General features: G+C 70.2%; 16 protein-coding genes. 7 read left to right on the top strand and 9 right to left on the bottom strand.

Translation table 11 applies throughout. From position 1 onward, the window contains the following. Positions 1-190: 190 nt before the first annotated feature. The 4 genes from ABT009_RS31870 (at position 191) to ABT009_RS31855 (ending at position 2494) form a co-directional block, all read left to right on the top strand. Positions 191-1030: an enoyl-CoA hydratase/isomerase family protein gene (locus tag ABT009_RS31870; protein WP_351302741.1), complete on the top strand. Its 840-nt coding sequence runs from the start codon at positions 191-193 to the stop codon at positions 1028-1030. Between the two features lie 87 nt (positions 1031-1117). Continuing rightward, entirely contained in the window at positions 1118-1738 is a 621-nt protein-coding gene (locus tag ABT009_RS31865; RefSeq protein ID WP_351302738.1) for a flavin reductase family protein, read from the top strand. 91 nt (positions 1739-1829) lie between these two features. Then, the gene (locus ABT009_RS31860) at positions 1830-2099 is read left to right on the top strand and encodes a hypothetical protein (RefSeq protein ID WP_351302735.1); all 270 of its coding nucleotides are present in this window, start codon (positions 1830-1832) and stop codon (positions 2097-2099) included. Continuing rightward, positions 2096-2494 (top strand): PIN domain-containing protein, encoded by a 399-nt coding sequence (locus ABT009_RS31855; protein ID WP_351302732.1) that lies wholly within the window; start codon positions 2096-2098, stop codon positions 2492-2494. Before ABT009_RS31860 ends, ABT009_RS31855 begins: the two co-directional genes overlap by 4 nt. Position 2495: 1 nt before the next feature. On the opposite strand, the gene ABT009_RS31850 is transcribed toward ABT009_RS31855, so the two are convergent. Further along, complete coding sequence (locus ABT009_RS31850) at positions 2496-3797, bottom strand: MFS transporter (protein ID WP_351302838.1); 1302 nt, start codon at positions 3795-3797, stop codon at positions 2496-2498. A 138-nt stretch (positions 3798-3935) separates the two neighbouring features. Here ABT009_RS31850 and ABT009_RS31845 point away from each other — a divergent pair, with 138 nt between their 5' ends. Continuing rightward, positions 3936-5009: a GlxA family transcriptional regulator gene (locus ABT009_RS31845; protein WP_351302729.1), complete on the top strand. Its 1074-nt coding sequence runs from the start codon at positions 3936-3938 to the stop codon at positions 5007-5009. A gap of 59 nt (positions 5010-5068) precedes the next feature. Here ABT009_RS31845 and ABT009_RS31840 read toward each other — a convergent pair whose 3' ends face one another. Both ABT009_RS31840 and ABT009_RS31835 read right to left on the bottom strand, forming a co-directional pair. Further along, positions 5069-6118 carry an alcohol dehydrogenase catalytic domain-containing protein gene (locus tag ABT009_RS31840; protein ID WP_351302726.1) on the bottom strand — a complete coding sequence of 350 codons (1050 nt, stop codon included), beginning with the start codon at positions 6116-6118 and terminating at the stop codon, positions 5069-5071. Between the two features lie 22 nt (positions 6119-6140). Next, the gene (locus ABT009_RS31835) at positions 6141-7052 is read right to left on the bottom strand and encodes an SDR family NAD(P)-dependent oxidoreductase (protein ID WP_351302723.1); all 912 of its coding nucleotides are present in this window, start codon (positions 7050-7052) and stop codon (positions 6141-6143) included. Positions 7053-7153: 101 nt separating this feature from the next. On the opposite strand from ABT009_RS31835, the gene ABT009_RS31830 reads away from it, so the two are divergent. After that, a complete protein-coding gene (locus tag ABT009_RS31830) occupies positions 7154-8080 on the top strand; it encodes a cyclase family protein (protein WP_351302720.1) in 927 nt (308 codons plus the stop codon). 485 nt (positions 8081-8565) lie between these two features. Here the strand turns inward: ABT009_RS31830 and ABT009_RS31825 are convergent, their stop codons facing one another. The 4 genes from ABT009_RS31825 to ABT009_RS31810 all read right to left on the bottom strand — a co-directional run bounded on the left by ABT009_RS31825 (position 8566) and on the right by ABT009_RS31810 (position 12796). Then, positions 8566-9102, bottom strand: a complete 537-nt coding sequence (locus ABT009_RS31825) for an ATP-binding protein (RefSeq protein ID WP_351302718.1) — start codon at positions 9100-9102, stop codon at positions 8566-8568. Between the two features lie 370 nt (positions 9103-9472). After that, the gene (locus tag ABT009_RS31820) at positions 9473-10408 is read right to left on the bottom strand and encodes an acyl-CoA dehydrogenase family protein (protein WP_351302835.1); all 936 of its coding nucleotides are present in this window, start codon (positions 10406-10408) and stop codon (positions 9473-9475) included. Positions 10409-10428: 20 nt separating this feature from the next. Then, on the bottom strand, positions 10429-11595 hold the full coding sequence (locus ABT009_RS31815; RefSeq protein WP_351302715.1) for an acyl-CoA dehydrogenase: 1167 nt from the start codon (positions 11593-11595) through the stop codon (positions 10429-10431). Between the two features lie 7 nt (positions 11596-11602). Then, complete coding sequence (locus tag ABT009_RS31810; RefSeq protein WP_351302712.1) at positions 11603-12796, bottom strand: amidohydrolase family protein; 1194 nt, start codon at positions 12794-12796, stop codon at positions 11603-11605. A gap of 205 nt (positions 12797-13001) precedes the next feature. On the opposite strand from ABT009_RS31810, the gene ABT009_RS31805 reads away from it, so the two are divergent. Next, on the top strand, positions 13002-14537 hold the full coding sequence (locus ABT009_RS31805; RefSeq protein ID WP_351302710.1) for a class I adenylate-forming enzyme family protein: 1536 nt from the start codon (positions 13002-13004) through the stop codon (positions 14535-14537). 38 nt (positions 14538-14575) lie between these two features. Here the strand turns inward: ABT009_RS31805 and ABT009_RS31800 are convergent, their stop codons facing one another. Both ABT009_RS31800 and ABT009_RS31795 read right to left on the bottom strand, forming a co-directional pair. After that, a complete protein-coding gene (locus ABT009_RS31800) occupies positions 14576-15088 on the bottom strand; it encodes an EF-hand domain-containing protein (RefSeq protein WP_351302708.1) in 513 nt (170 codons plus the stop codon). 205 nt (positions 15089-15293) lie between these two features. Continuing rightward, positions 15294-15692, bottom strand: coding sequence for an STAS domain-containing protein (locus tag ABT009_RS31795; RefSeq protein ID WP_351302705.1), 399 nt, complete (start codon positions 15690-15692; stop codon positions 15294-15296). Positions 15693-15922: the final 230 nt, after the last annotated feature.

Below are 15922 nucleotides of genomic sequence, written 5' to 3'. Positions count from 1 at the left end.
CCCTGCCCAAGCGGCACCGCCGCCGACTTGCACCCGCACCCACGCCAGGACCCCTGGCCGCGCTCGCACCCGCACCCACGCCGGAACCCCTGGCCAGGCTCGCACCAGTGCCCGGCCCCATGCCGACACCGGTGCCCCCGCCCGCACCCCCGCACGAGCCCACCGCCCCACCGAACGGAGCCACTCCCGCATGACCGACGCCCCCCTCACGACAGCCTCCGACGACTCCCCCGAAAAATCCGTCGAGTCATTGGTACTGCACGCCACTGACAACGGCGTCTCGTGGATCACGCTCAACCGGCCCGAAGCCATGAACGCCGTCACCTGGGACCAGCGAGAACGCATCATCCGGCTGCTCGCCGGCGCCTCCGCCGACCCGGACGTACGAGCCGTCGTGATCACCGCCACCGGCAGGGGTTTCTGCGCGGGGGCCGACCTGCGCGGATCGCCCTCCACGGCCGAGCGGATCCCCGGCGACGTGGCACGGACCATCAGACTCGGCGCCCAACGCCTGATCGCGGCCGTCCTCGACTGCGAGAAGCCGGTGATCGCCGCGGTCAACGGCACGGCCGCCGGTATCGGCGCCCACCTCGCCTTCGCCTGCGACCTCGTACTGGCGGTGGAATCCGCCAAGTTCATCGAGGTGTTCGTACGGCGCGGGCTGGTGCCGGACGGAGCGGGTGCGTATCTCCTCCCGCGTCTCGTCGGTCCGCAGCGCGCCAAGGAACTGATGTTCTTCGGCGACTCGCTCCCCGCCGCCGAGGCCGAACGGCTCGGGCTCGTCAACCGTGTCGTCCCGTCCGACGAGCTGCAGAAGACGGCCCGCGAGTGGGCCCAGCGGCTGGCCGCCGGCCCCACCCGGGCCCTCGCCCTCACCAAACACCTGGTGAACGCCTCCCTCGACTCGGACCGCGCGACGGCCTTCGCGGCCGAGGCAACGGCCCAGGAGATCAACATGTCGACGGCGGACGCGCAGGAGGGCGTGGCCGCGTTCGTGGAGCGCCGCCCTCCGACGTACCAGGGACGCTGACACCTTCTCTTCTGCCGTCGCTGAATCTCTTCTGCCGTCGCCGACGCCTTCACTTCTGACGCACCGTCAGTTTCAATGGGTGGCGTGATGGGACACGCAGGGATGGCGGCCACCGTCGTCCGATACCTCAGGTCCGTCGGGGCGCCCACCGCCGCCCGAGCCGTCGACGCACTGCCGCGGCCCGAACTGCGGGCGGTCCGAGACGACGAGCGCGCACCGGTCGATGCGGCCGAGTTCCGGCGCGTACTGGGTAACTTCGCGACCGGCGTGACCGTGATCACCGCGCCGGCCGCCGAGGGGGGAGAGGGCCCAGTAGGCTTCGCCTGTCAGTCCTTCTCGTCGCTCTCCCTCGACCCTCCCCTCGTCGCCTTCATGGTGGCCCGTACGTCGACCACCTGGCCGCGCATCGCGCGAGCGGGAGTCTTCTGCGTCAACATCCTGGGGGCCCAGCAGGGCGAACTGTGCCGGGGCTTCGCGGTGAGCGGCGCCGACAAGTTCGCGGGCGTCGCATACGGCCCGTCACCGGCGTCGGGCTCGCCCCGCCTCTCCGGGACGCTCGCCTGGATCGACTGCACCATCCAGGCCGTGCACACCGGCGGCGACCATCTGATCGTGGTGGGCCGCGTAGATGCGCTGGGCACGGTGGACGACGGTCCGGGGGACCCTCTGCTGTTCCATCGGGGGCGATTCGGACGGTTGAGCGACTGAATCCTTGATTCCGCACATGGCGCTCATCAGTGCGAGTGATTCGTAGGACGGGGGCTGTTACGGAGAGTGGCGGCGCCTCTACCTTCGAGGCATGAACAAGCCCACACGCATCGACGTGTCCGAGCTGCACGAGCCCCACCGCCTGACGCAACTCGTCGCCGGTCCTTACCCCGTCGAGATCACGGACCACGGTGAGGTGATCCAGATCATCGAGGGCGACAAGCCCTACCTCACAGCTGAGGAGATGATCCGGTTCTGGGAGTCCGGGGGCGGCATCGACCGCGAGATGCTGGACGAGATCGACGCCCTGTTCTCCGGCTCGGACGAGTACACCTCCGGAGACTCCGGTGGCGTGTCGTGAGTGGTGAACTCGCCCTCGCAGACACCAGCTTCTTCGTCGGCCGCGAGGTGGGGCGCCCCATGGCCACGGCGCTGCCCCGGCGGTTGGGGGTCTCATCCGTCACACTGGCTGAGCTGAGTCTGGGCGTCAACACAGCCCGCGACGAGGGAACACGCGCACGTCGGCTCGCGACCCTCCGCACAGCAGCCGGGCACCGGATCCTCGTGCCCGACCGCATCGTCGCCTCCGTCTGGTCGCAGATGATGGCCGAGATAGTCAGGTCCGGCCACCGTCTACCCAAGGCCCGCGTCAACGACGCCTGGATCGCGGCCACTGCCCGGGCCGGCAGCATCCCTGTCATCACCCAAGACGACGGATTCACCACCTTCCCCGGCGTCCACGTCATCCGCGTATGACCTACACCCCCGCCACAGCCGGCACCACCGCACGCCCCCGCCGGATCACCAGCGCCATCAGCGCCGCCGCCGCGCACAGCGCGCCCGATGCGTACCAGACCATGTCGTAGGAGCCGAACACATCCCGGGCGACGCCGCCGAGGAAGGCGACCAGGGCCGCGCCGACCTGGTGGGAGGCCAGGACCCAGCCGAAGACGATGGCGCTGTCGTCGCCGTAGTGCTCGCGGCACAGGGCGAGGGTCGGCGGGACCGTGGCGACCCAGTCGAGTCCGTAGAAGACGATGAAGAAGATCATCGGCGGGTGGACGGTGGGAGCCAGGAGCATCGGCAGGAACAGAAGCGAGACGCCGCGCAGGGCGTAGTAGACGGCGAGCAGGCGACGGGCCTCGAAGCGGTCCGTGAACCAGCCCGATGCCACCGTGCCGATCACGTCGAAGACACCGATGACCGCAAGCAGCGAGGCCGCAGCCGTGACCGGCATGCCGTGGTCGTGGGCCGCCGGGATGAAATGGGTCTGGATGAGGCCGTTCGTCGAGGCGCCGCAGATCGCGAAGGTACCGGCGAGCAGCCAGAAGGGACCCGTCCGTGCCGCGGAGAACAGGATCTTGATCGCGCGCCGAGCGGCACCCTGGACGGGCGGGGGCTTCTCCACGAACTCCCGGGAGCCATACGGCTTCTGGCCCACATCAGCAGGATGGTCGCGCAGGAGCAGCCATACGAACGGGACCACCGCCAGCGCAGCCAGCGCCACCGTCACGGACGCCGGGCGCCAGCCGTGCTCCTCCACCAGCCAGGACAGCAGCGGCAGGAAGATCAGCTGGCCGGTTGCGGCCGCAGCGGTGAGGATGCCGCTGACCAGGCCGCGGCGCTCGGTGAACCACCGGTTCGTCACGGTGGCCGCGAATGCCAGCGCCATCGAGCCGCTGCCGAGACCGACCAGCACGCCCCAGCACAGCAGCAGCTGCCAGGCAGCCGTCATCCATACGGTGACGCCAGCGCCGAGCGCGATCACGGTCAGCGCGACGGCGACCACCCGCCGGATGCCGAACCGGTCCATGAGCGCCGCGGCGAACGGCGCGGTGAGGCCGTACAGCGCGAGGTTGACGGACACGGCGAGGCCGATCGTGCCGCGTGACCAGTTGAACTCCTGGTGCAGCGGGTCGATCAGAAGACCCGGCAGTGAGCGGAAGGCCGCGGCACCGATGATCGTCACAAAGGTGACGGCCGCGACGAACCAGGCGCGGTGCACCGAGAGCCGGCGCGTGCGCTTCCGGACGGTCGGGCCGTACGGGCGGGTCGGCAGGTCTGCGGTCGGCTCCTCCTGGCTGTCAGGCGCCGCGGTTGTCGGGGTCACGTCGTTCTGCGTCACGCACAAGAGCTTCCGTCATTCCCGCTCCCGCGATCGAGTGGCCCGAAGGACATCATTCGCTAGGATCGAGCCATGGGTACCGTGGACGCGCTCCGCAGACACCGCGTCGTCGTCCTCGCCATGGACGGGCTGCTGCCCTTCGAACTGGGCATCTCCCACCGCATTTTCGGTGGCGCCCGTGACGCCGAGGGACGGCGGCTGTACGAGGTCGTCACCTGCTCCGTCCGGCCGCCCGGCCCTGTGCGTACGGACGCGGACTTCGACATCCTCGTCGAGAACGGGCCGGAGGCACTGGCCACCGCAGACACGCTCGTCGTGCCCGCCTCCTACGAGCTCGGCCCGGTCTTCGAAGAGGGCCGGCTCACGGACGAGTTGGCCGCCGCCCTCGCCCACCTCAGGCCCGGCACACGACTCCTCTCCATCTGCACCGGCGTCTACGTCCTGGCCGCCGCCGGCCACCTCGACGGCCGGCCCGCGACCACACACTGGCGCGACGCCGAGCACTTCCAGCGGCTCTTCCCCCAGATCAAGGTCGACCCGGACGTCCTCTTCGTCGACGACGGCGATGTGCTGACCTCGGCCGGGGTCGCCGCCGGCATCGACCTGTGCCTGCATGTCGTACGCCGTGACCACGGCACCGCGGTGGCCAACGAGGTCGCGCGCCGCACCGTCGTACCGCCCCACCGCGACGGCGGGCAGGCTCAGTACATCCACCGCCCGGTCCCCGAACCGCAGCTGGCCACCACGGCTGCCGCACGCGCCTGGGCGCTGGAGCGGCTGCACGAGCCGATCCAGCTGCGCGACATGGCCGCGCAGGAGTCCATGTCGGTACGCACGTTCACGCGCAGGTTCCGGGAGGAGGCCGGTGTCAGCCCGGGCCAGTGGCTGACGCAGCAGCGCGTCGAACGGGCCCGGCAGCTGCTGGAGTCCAGCGGCCTCTCGATCGACCACGTGGCCCGGGACGCCGGTTTCGGCACCGCCCAGTCGATGCGCCAGCACCTCCAGGCGGCCCTCGGTGTCACGCCGACCGCCTACCGGCGCACCTTTCGCACAGCCGGCCCGCCCGCCGAACCGCCCACCGACCGGGCCACCCGGCCGGTCACCAGCCAAGCCGCCCAACTGGTCACCGACCGGGCCGCTTCATGAGGCCCGGAACCGCTTCCTGTTCATGACGCCCGGAGCCGCTTTCTGACGTCCACAGCCGCTCAGAACGTCAGCACCGCCCGCGCCACGCGCCCCTCCCGGGCGTCCTCGGCCGCCTTCGCGAAATCGTCCACCGGATACGTCGTGGTCACCAGCCCGTCCAGGAGCAGACGGCCGTCCCGGTACAGGTCCGCGTACAGGGCGATGTCCCGCTGCGGGCGCGATGAGCCGTAGCGGCAGCCGAGGATCGACTTGTCCAGGTACATCGACGAGACGAGGAACGACGCCTCGGCGGTCGCGGGCGGGACGCCGAGCAGGATGGCCTGGCCGTGCCGGTCGAGCAGGTCGATCGCCTGCCGGATCAGCTCGACGCGCCCCACGCACTCGAAGGCATGGTCCGCGCCGTGCGGCAGTACGTCCTTGACGCCCCCCGTCGAGGTGAGGAAGTGCGTGGCGCCGAACTGCCGGGCCACCGCCTCCTTCGCCGGGTTCGCGTCCACCGCGACGATCGTGAGGGCGCCCGCGATCCGCGCGCCCTGGATGACGTTCAGACCGATGCCGCCGGTGCCGATGACGAGCACGCTGTCGCCGCGGTCCACGCGCGCGCGGTTGAGCACGGCGCCCACACCGGTCAGCACCCCGCAGCCGATCAGTGCGGCCGAGGTGAGAGGTATCCCCGTCGGGATCCGCACGGCCTGCACCGCCTTCACGATCGTCCGTTCCGCGAAGGCCGAGTTGGACGCGAACTGGTACAGCGGCACTCCGTCCCGTGCGAACGGCTGCTGCGGCATCCCGATCGCCTTGCGGCACATCGTGGGCCGCCCGCGGTCGCACTCCGCGCACGCCCCGCAGTTGGCGAGCGTCGAGAGCGCCACATGATCCCCAGGCTGGACATGGGTGACGCCCACACCCACGGCCTCGACCACACCTGCGCCCTCATGTCCGAGCACCACAGGTACGGGGAAGGGTATGGTCCCGTCCACCACCGAGAGATCGCTGTGGCAGAGCCCTGCCGCCGAGACCCGGACCAGCACTTCACCGGGCCCGGGATCCCGTATCTCCAGGTCGTCGACGACCTGGGTCTGTTTCCCGTCGAAGATCACGCCTCGCATCGTGGACTCCTCACCAAGCTCTCTACGCGTTCGGCCGTTCCTTCGACGCTGCCGCCCTTGCCATCTCCTCCAGTCGCGCCAGCATCGGCATCGGGTCCGTGCCGACCGTGCCGGGGAGGAAGTCGGCAATCTTCTCCGGGGTCCACGCGCCGTCCGCGTAGCCCGCGCGCAGTTCCCGCGGCTGCGCCCACACCGCGATCTTGGGACCGGCGATCGTGTACACCTGGCCTGTGATGTTCTCCGCCTTGGCGCGGTCGCTGAGCAGATAGACGACGAGGGCCGCCACGTCCTCCGGCTCGCCGATCTCCTTGAGCTCCATGGGGACGTTCGCGGACATCCGCGTACGGGCCACGGGGGCCACCGCGTTCGCCGTCACGCCGTACTTGTGCAGGCCGAGTGCCGCGCTGCGTACGAGCGAGATGATGCCGCCCTTGGCCGCCGAGTAGTTGGCCTGGGACACCGAGCCCTGGTGGTTGCCGCTGGTGAAGCCGATGAGCGCCCCGGAGCCCTGCCTGCGCATGACCGCCGAGGCGGCGCGGAAGACCGTGAAGGTGCCCTTGAGGTGGGTGGCCACCACGGGATCCCACTCCCCCTCGGACATGTTGAAGAGCATGCGTTCGCGCAGGATCCCCGCCACGCACACGACGCCGTCGATCCGCCCGTACTCCGCCAACGCCACGTCGACGAGCCGCTGCCCGCCCGCCATCGTGGAGATGTCGTCGGCGACCGCGACCGCCTCTCCGCCCGCGGACTCGATCTCCTTGACCACCGCGTCCGCTATCTCGCTGGTCGGTTCGGCGCCGTCGATCGAGACGCCGTAGTCGTTGACGACGACCTTCGCGCCCTCCGCGGCCGCGGCGAGGGCGACCGCCCGGCCGATGCCGCGTCCGGCGCCGGTCACGGCGACGACCTTGCCTGCCAAGAAGTTCCCCACGCCCGTCCCCTTCCCGAGGTTTCTGACGGACCGTTAGATTTGGTTGCGAGCCGATTCTACGACCCGTCAGATACCTGGAGACAAGCCCCGGGGAGGGACCGATGTCACTGCCGGCCGAGTTCCACGACATCGCCAAGCGCGTCAACAACTGGGGCCGCTGGGGGGCCGACGACGAGATCGGCACGCTGAACCTGATCACCGACGAGGTCGTACGCGATGCGGCCGCGAGCGCCCGGACGGGGCGCCGGGTGCCCCTCGCACTGCCCCTGAAGCAGGACGGCGTGCAGACCGGCGTGATCCCGGGCCGAGTCAACCCCCTGCACGCCATGGTGCAGATCAACCAGGAGATCTTCGGCCCCGGCACCGTCGCCTGCAGCGACGACGCTGTGACGATGGGGCTGCAGGCAGGGACCCACTGGGACGCCCTCACCCATGTCTCGCACTCGGGGAAGATCTACAACGGCCGCCCCGCGAGCAGCGTCACACCACACGCGGGCGCCGAGTTCAGCGGCATCGACAAGCCGCGGCACATCGTCTCGCGCGGCGTCCTGCTGGACGTGGCCCGCGCACGCGGCACGGACCGGCTCGACGGGGGTCACGCCGTGACGCCCGAGGACCTGGAAGCCGCCGAGGAGCTGGCGGGCACGACGGTACGGGCGGGCGACATCGTTCTCGTACGCACCGGCCAGATCCAGACGTATCTGGCAGGGGACAAGCATGGTTACAGCTTTCCGTCCCCCGGGCTCTCGGTGCGGACGCCCGAGTGGTTCCACGCGCGCGACGTGGCGGCGGTCGCGAACGACACCCTGACCTTCGAGATCTTCCCGCCGGAGATCGAGAACCTGTGGCTGCCGGTGCACGCGCTCGACCTGGTCGAGATGGGCATGCTGCAGGGCCAGAACTGGAATCTGGAGGAACTGTCCGAGGCCTGCGCGGACGAAGGGCGTTACGCCTTCCTGCTGTCCGCCATGCCGGAGCCGTTCGTGGGCGGGACGGGCACTCCGGTGGCGCCGGTCGCGATCCTGTAGGCGCGTACAGCCCGGCTTTCGGGAAGCCGAAGGAGTGCGGCGGAGGCGGTGGAGTGGCGGCGCGCTGCACCCGCCCCGAGCACGGAACCGCGCACCGCCATCCAACTCCGGCGTATCGGCACCGCACCCCCTGTGCCCCCGCAAGGTATCGGCGCCACGCCGCGATCCGCACTCGCCGAGGACCCCTGTGTTGGACGCCCTCGGCGTCCCCTCGCCGCGAATCGCTGACCACAAGGGTGATGAATCGGACACCTCACGTCAAGACCCGGTCGGGTGTTATGTAATTTATGCCTGATTTATAGGGGCGCGCATGGGAGCGCACAAGGGCGCGATCTTGCGCGCACTTCAGCCAGGGGCTCAAACTCCGGCGCTGCACGCCGCGTACTCAACGGCCCGCGCCACATGGCCTCTTCTACAGGGCCCCGACCCGCACGCCCTCCGCCTGCCCGGCGCTGCCTGAACGGCCTCTGCCTGCAGGGCTTTGCCTACACGGCCTCTGCCTGCACGCCTTCGTACGCCGCGCCTTCATACGCCGCACTCCCGAACCCCGCGCCTCCGTGCGCCGTCGCCTCGTACGACGTCGCCTCGTACGACGTGGCGGTCGAGGTCGCCACCGTTTCGCAGCGGTCCACCTCGCACCAGATGCGCTTGCCCGCTCCTTCGTGCTGCCAGCCCCAGCGGTCGGCCAGTCCGTCGACCAGAGCCAGGCCGCGCCCGTTCGTCTCGTCGCCTTCGGCCTGCCGCGGCCGCGGGGCCCGCGCGCTGGAGTCGGCGACCTCGACGCGGACCGTGCCGGGAGGGATTGCGGGCACACAAGGGAGGAGGAGGCGCAGCACGGCGGGGCAGCCGGTGTGCACGACGGCGTTGGTGACCAGTTCGGACACGAGCAGGACGAGCGTCTCGGCCAGCGGCTCGTCGGCCTCTATGCCGGATCCGGCGAGCCGCGACCTGGCCCATCTCCGCGCCCGCCCCACTTCCGCGGGGTCGGGCCGGACCTCGATCTGCACCTGAAGCACCTGCACCGCTCACACCATCCGAACCGGCGGACACATCGCCTCGCGCCTACACGGGGTCACGGACCGTGATCCCCTTGTGAGACAGCATGGTTGACGTACAGTCACCCCAACAAGCGCTTCGGGCATATTCCAGCGCGAAGGAGTACGCGTGCGGCATACTGTGCGACGCGTGCTGCGGGGGGTCGAACAGGCGGGTACGCCGCTCCGCCGTGCCCTGTGACCGGCACGCATCGTCCGCTCCGGCGTCGCCGCAGGGGCAACTCCGGGATGGCTCAGTCTCACAACCGGTCGCATCCCACACAAGGTACCCGAGCCGGGACGTGACTCCTGGTTGTGACGAGTCACGCCTAGGACACAACCGTGTATCGACGCAGGGTTACCGTTTCTCCGGTACCAGCAGGTCCGCCGCCAGGGACTCCTCGGGCGCCGTCGTGCCCTGCCCTCGCCGAACCCTCACCCATGCCCGTTTCAGGTACATATGTACGTCGGCCTCCCAGGTGAAGCCCATGCCGCCGTGGATCTGGAGGCAGTCGCGGGCCCCGCGGACCGCCGCCTCGTCGGCGAGGAGCCGGGCGGCGGCGATGTCGAGCGGGTCGGCGGTCACGGCGGCGGCGTAGACCGCGGCGCGCGCCACCTCGGTGCGTACGAGCATCTGGGCGCAGAGGTGTTTGACCGCCTGGAAGGAGCCGATCGGGCGGCCGAACTGCTCGCGCTCGCGGGCGTATTGCACCGCCATCTCGCAGGTGCGGGCGGCGCCGCCGAACTGCTCGGCTGCGGTGAGGAGTACGGCGGTGTCGGAGGCCGCCGAATCAGGGCCGTCGGCCGGTGCGGTGGGGTTTCCCACGCCCGCTTCCAGAACCCTGTGCAAGGGCGTCAGCGGATCAACGGAGCGCAAGGGCACCGCCCCGGAGGCATCCCCACGTACGACATCGGCCTCGTCCAGCCACTCCACCAGTGTCCCGTCCACGGCCGTGACCACGGTCAGCCCCTCGGCGGCTCCGGGGACGGTGCCCGCGGCCAGGTGCGTCGCCACCAGTGGTCCCGGCAGCAGCGCGCGCCCCGCCTCCTCGAAAGCCAGCACGGCCTCCGGCAGTCCAAGCCCGACCCCGCCGTCCGCCTCCGGGAGGCGCAGCGCGAAGAACCCGGCCTCGCCGAGCTCGCGCCACAGGCCGCGGTCCAGCCGGGCCCCCGAACCGTCCACGCCGGCCTGGTCGACGGCCGCCCGAAGCGCATCGCGCCCGAAGCGGCCGGCCAGCAGCTCCCGTACGCCGGCCTGCAAGGCGCGCTGGTCGTCCGTCAGTTGGAAGTGCACCCGGCTCACCCGTCCTTCCGTTAATTGCGGTCCTTCGGGAGGCCGAGGATGCGCTCGGCGACGATGTTCTGCTGGATCTGGGATGTGCCGGCGGCGATGGTGTACGAGAGGGACGACAGCCGGTCCAGGGTCCACTCGCGGGACACGTCGAGGGAGTCGGGGCCGAGGACCTCGGCCGCGGTGTCGTACAGCTCCTGGCGGGCGTGCGAGTACCGGAGCTTGAACACCGAGCCGCCGACGCCCGGCACCCCGCCGGTCCTCTCCGACTCGCTCACGTTCCACTGGGTGAGCCGCCACAGGGCCCGGAACTCCGCGTTCAGCCTGCCCAGGCGGTGTCTGAGCGCGGCATCGTCCCAGCGGCCGTTCGCCCGGGCCTCGCGGGCGAGTTCTCCGAGCACCCGCCGGCAGGCCACGACCTCGCCTACGAACGCCGTGCCGCGCTCGAAGGACAGCGTCACCATCGTCACGCGCCAGCCGTCGTTCTCCGCGCCCACCCGGTTCGCGGCCGGCACCCGCACCTCGTCGAGGAAGACCTCCGCGAACTCCGTCGAGCCCGCAAGGGTTCGCAGCGGGCGGACCGTGACGCCGGGCGCGTCCATCGGCATCACGAGCCAGGAGATGCCGCGGTGCTTGGGCACGTCGTCGCTGACGGGGTGCGTGCGTACGAGGAGTTCGCACCAGTCCGCGACCTCGGCGTGCGACGTCCAGATCTTCGAGCCGGTGATGACGTAGTCGTCGCCGTCGCGGACGGCCTTCGTACGCAGCGATGCGAGGTCCGAGCCGGCGTCCGGTTCGCTGAAGCCCTGGCACCAGACCTCCTCGCCGCGCAGGATCGGCGGCAGCCAGCGGGCCCGCTGCTCCGCCGTCCCTTCCGCGGCGATCGTGGGGCCCGCGTGCAGCAGCCCCACGAAGTTGGCGCCGACGTAGGGCGCTCCGGCCCGTTCGGTCTCCTCGAGGAAGATCAGGTGCTGGGTCGGGGTCGCTCCGCGGCCGCCCGCGTCGACGGGCCAGTGCAGTCCCGCGTACCCGGCGTCGTACAGCATCCGCTGCCAGCCGAGGTCGTACGCTCTGCGCGCGGGCCAGTCGCCCGGGTCGGGCTTCGGCGGGAGACCGGGCAGCACCTTGGCGAGCCACTCGCGCAGGCCGACGCGGAACTCTTCCTCTTCCTCGGTGTAGGTGAGGTCCACGGGCGCTCTACTTGTCGAAGTCGAGGTCGAGCATGCGGATGGCGTTGCCGCGCATCAGCTTGTAGACCGTCTCGTCGTCGAGGCCCTTGACGTGGTCGAGGGCGACCTCCTTGGTGTGCGGGAAGGTCGAGTCGACGTGCGGGTAGTCGGTCTCGAAGGTCGCGTTGTCGCGGCCGACCACGTCCAGCGAGGCGACGCCGTGCTTGTCGCGGAAGAAGCAGCAGAAGATCTGCCGGTAGTAGTACGTGGACGGGGGCTCGGGTACCAGATCGCGCACCCCGCCCCAGGCCCGGTGCTCCTCCCACACGTCGTCGGCGCGCTCCAGGGCGTACGGGATCCAGCCCATCTGGCCCTCGCTGTAGGCGAGCTTCAGCCGCGGGAACCTCACGAGGACCCCGCTGAAGAGGAAGTCCATCATCGAGGCCATGGCGTTGTTGAAGGACAGCGACGCCTGGACGGCGGGCGGGGCGTCGGGCGATGCGGCGGGCATCTGGGACGACGACCCGATGTGCATGTTGACGACGGTGCCGGTGTCCTGGCAGACGGCGAAGAACGGGTCCCAGTAGCCGGAGTGGATGGACGGCAGCCCGAGGTGGGTCGGGATCTCGCTGAAGGTCACGGCCTTCACCCCGCGGGCCGCGTTCCGCTGGATCTCGGCCACCGCGAGGTCGATGTCCCACAGCGGGATGATGCACAGCGGGATGAGCCGGCCGCCGCTGTCACCGCACCACTCCTCGACCATCCAGTCGTTGTAGGCGCGTACGCAGGCGAGGGCGACCTCCTTGTCGTGCGCCTCGGCGAACGTCTGCCCGCAGAAGCGGGGAAAGGTCGGGAAGCAGAGCGATGCCTCGACATGATTCAGGTCCATGTCCCTGAGGCGCTCGGCCGGGTCCCAGCAGCCGCGCCGCATCTCGGCGCGCGTGATGCCCTCCAGCGTCATGTCGTCGCGGTCGAAGCCGACGGCGGCGATGTTGCGCTTGTACGGGAACTTGAGGTCCTCGTAGATCCACCAGTCGGTCGGCGGTCCGTCCGGGTCCATGGTGATCTGGTACTTGCCGCCGACGTACGCGAGCTCCCCGATCCCGGCGGTGAGCGGCTTGGGGCCGCGGTCCCGGTACTTCTCCGGCAGCCAGGTATCGAAGAGATGCGCCGGCTCGATCACATGATCGTCGACGCTGATGATCCGAGGCAGTTCGGTCATGTGTCCGTGTTCCCTCCGGCGTTTCCGGTGGCCCGTTCCCGGCCCGTCGGCGCCCGTCGTCGCTGATCGACCCCCGCCAGTTCTGACGATCCGTCAGATAGTTGTCCCCAGCCAGGCTAGCCCCGCACCCCTGGACCGACAAGGCGCAGAGCCCTACGCTCTCCGCACGATCTGACTAGCCGTCAGTTACGAGGGGACGATCGCCGTGACCGACACCGCACACGCACTGGGCGCGTCCCGGACGCTCTGGGAGCTCGTCGACCGCCGCGCCGCACTCACCCCCGACGCCCCCGTCCTGTTCCAGGACGACCGGCACCTCACCTTCGGCGCCCTGCGGGACCGCGCCGAGCGGGTCGCGGCCGGCCTGTACGACATGGGCGTACGGCCCGGCACCGTCGTCGCCTGGCAGCTGCCCACGCGTATCGAGACCGCCCTGCTCTCCCTCGCGCTGGCCCGGCTCGGCGCGGTGCAGTCACCCGTCATCCCCTTCTACCGGGACCGCGAGGTCGCCTTCGCCCTGACGGAGTCGAAGGCCGAGTACTTCGCGGTGCCGGGTGTCTGGCGGGGCTTCGACCACACCGGGATGGCGCGGCGGCTCGGCGCGAAGGGCGTCTTCGAGGCGTACGACTCGCTCCCGCAGGGCGACCCCGCCCTACTGCCTCCGCCGCCCGCCGACGGCACGCGGGTCCGCTGGATCTACTGGACGTCGGGCACGACCTCGGATCCCAAGGGTGTGCTGCACACGGACCGTTCGCTGATCGCGGGCGGCTCCTGCCTGGCCCACGCGCTGCGCCTGTCACCGGACGACGTCGGCTCGATCGCCTTTCCCTACGCCCACATCGGCGGGCCCGACTACACCGTCATGCTGCTGCTGTACGGCGTACCGGCCGTCATGTTCGAGCAGTTCGCGCTGCCTGACGCACTGGAGGACTACCGGCGGCACGGCGTCACCGTCGCGGGCGGCTCGACCGCCTTCTACTCGATGTTCCTCGCCGAGCAGCGCAAACAGCCCGGCCGGAAGCTCATCCCGACCCTGCGCCTGCTCGCCGGCGGCGGCGCACCCAAGCCGCCCGAGCTCTATCACGCCGTCGTACGCGAGATGGGCTGCCAGCTCGCGCACGGCTATGGCATGACCGAGGTCCCCATGATCACCATGGGCGACCCGGACGACACCGCCGAGAACCTCGCGACCACGGAGGGCCGTCCGCCCGAGGGCATGGAGATACGGATCACCGACGGGAAGGGCGGTCCGCTGCCCACGGGGACGGACGGCGAGGTGCGGCTGCGCGGAGAGGCCGTCTGCCAGGGGTATCTCGCCCCGGCGCAGAGCGTGGAGGTCTTCGACGCCGACGGCTTTCTCATCACCGGCGATCTGGGGCATCTCACGCCCGGCGGCCATCTGGTGCTGACCGGCCGTGTCAAGGACGTCATCATCCGCAAGGGCGAGAACATCTCCGCCAAGGAGATAGAGGACCTGCTGCACCAGCATCCGGCCGTCGGCGATGTCGCCGTGATCGGGCTGCCCGACCCGGAACGGGGCGAGCGGGTCTGCGCGGTCGTGGAGCAGCCGGCGGGCGCGGAGAAGCTGACGCTGGAGACGGTCACGGCCCATCTGCGGTCGGAAGGGCTGTCCGTGCACAAGCTGCCGGAGCAGCTGGAGCTGGTGGACGCCCTTCCGCGCAACGAGACCCTGCGCAAGGTCCTCAAGTACAGGCTGCGGGAGCGGTTCGCGGGGACGTGAGCCGGTGACGTTCCCCACTCGGGAACGGTGAAGTACCGCTACTCGGGAACGGTGAAGTACCTCGCGAACGCGGAGACGATCTCGGCCTCCATGACGCGGCCGTCGCCGTCCGCGTCGAGTGTCGCGGCGGCCGCGGCGGCGATGTCTTCGCGCACGCCGAGCGCCTTCAGTACGCGTTCGGTCTCCTGCACGGTGGCCGCGCCATCACCGTCGCGGTCGGCGACGGCCAGCGCGGCGTGCAGGAAGGGGCGGGCGATCTCGGCGAACCGCTCCGGGTTGTCACGCAGCCGCTTCACGGCACCGTTCACGAACTCGTCGCGGGTGATCCGCTGATCGCCGTCCCGGTCCGCGATCCCCGCCATGCCCTGCCAGAACGCCTCAGCCCCGATGTACAGGGCCTGGCCCTTGTCGCACCGGGCTGTCGTACCGAACTCGGCGAGCACCGACTTGGCAGCGGTGTTGAAGTCCTCGCGGTCGATATATCCGTTGCCGTCCTGGTCGAACGTGGCGAAACGGGCAGCGATCTTGCGTTCGTACTCGGTGCTGACCATGGGGTGTCGGGCCGCCTTAAGTCACTTGGGGGTGCATCTGGCAGGGAGCGTACGACGCCGGGGCCTGTTCGCGAGACGAAAAACGACGCTTGTACCAAGACCGCAGGAATTCTGGAACAACAGCGTGGCACTGCGACGTACTGCGACGGCGTGACGCAGGTCAGCGCCGGGAAGCGCGGGGCCCCCGGAGAGCCCGGGCCGCCGCTCATGCCGAGAGGGGGCCCGCCTCGTCGTCGACGGCCGATGCCACGTCGGGATGGACGTCGAAGAGCCGGCGTACACCCAGGGCGGCGAGGACCTTGTTGACGTGGGCGCCTCCCCCGGGCGCGGCGGATGTGGCACCGTCGGGGACCGGCGCGGGCAGTATCAGCCGCAGCCGGCCCTGGCAGGAGCGGATCAGGCGGCGGGTGGCGATCAGGACGCCGACCCCGCTGGAGTCGCAGAAGAAGACCTCGGAGAGGTCGAGGACGAGGCTGCGGCGGCCATCGGCCACGGCGTCGTGCACGCGCTGTCGCAGCAAGGGCGAGGTCACCAGGTCCATTTCACCCGACACGTGCAGAACGACCCACTCGCCCTTTTCTCCTTCTCTCACGCTCAGTGTCACGTCACGTCCTTCGCCAGTCGATCCGGAAGCCTTTCCTTCGCTTCCCCTTCGCGGCTGCCCGGCCGCCGTTCCACGAAACGCCCCGGATCCAAGCCCTTGGTGCGGCGCCCCTCGCGAGGGATCCGGGTGAAGCGGCATCTCGTGAAGCACCTTTGTGCATTCGGCCACCCAAGCACCCCAAGCCGTATCACAATTGGACTCGTTCGGTCTCTTTCGGTCACCTGTGGGCC

Origin of the sequence: Streptomyces sp. NPDC002896, from assembly GCF_040295225.1 — a bacterium.
In the GTDB taxonomy this organism is placed as follows: Bacteria; Actinomycetota; Actinomycetes; order Streptomycetales; family Streptomycetaceae; genus Streptomyces.
Note: the sequence above shows the minus strand (reverse complement) of the source record. Positions and strands in the feature narration are given on the sequence as shown.

Bases quoted from the DNA above. Each gene is read 5' to 3' on its own strand.
- ABT009_RS31800 (WP_351302708.1), bottom strand. From the start codon at position 15,088: ATGGTCAGCACCGAGTACGAACGCAAGATCGCTGCCCGTTTCGCCACG.
- ABT009_RS31870 (WP_351302741.1), top strand. From the start codon at position 191: ATGACCGACGCCCCCCTCACGACAGCCTCCGACGACTCCCCCGAAAAA.
- ABT009_RS31810 (WP_351302712.1), bottom strand. From the start codon at position 12,796: ATGACCGAACTGCCTCGGATCATCAGCGTCGACGATCATGTGATCGAG.
- ABT009_RS31860 (WP_351302735.1), top strand. From the start codon at position 1,830: ATGAACAAGCCCACACGCATCGACGTGTCCGAGCTGCACGAGCCCCAC.
- ABT009_RS31865 (WP_351302738.1), top strand. From the start codon at position 1,118: ATGGGACACGCAGGGATGGCGGCCACCGTCGTCCGATACCTCAGGTCC.
- ABT009_RS31845 (WP_351302729.1), top strand. From the start codon at position 3,936: ATGGGTACCGTGGACGCGCTCCGCAGACACCGCGTCGTCGTCCTCGCC.
- ABT009_RS31830 (WP_351302720.1), top strand. From the start codon at position 7,154: ATGTCACTGCCGGCCGAGTTCCACGACATCGCCAAGCGCGTCAACAAC.
- ABT009_RS31840 (WP_351302726.1), bottom strand. From the start codon at position 6,118: ATGCGAGGCGTGATCTTCGACGGGAAACAGACCCAGGTCGTCGACGAC.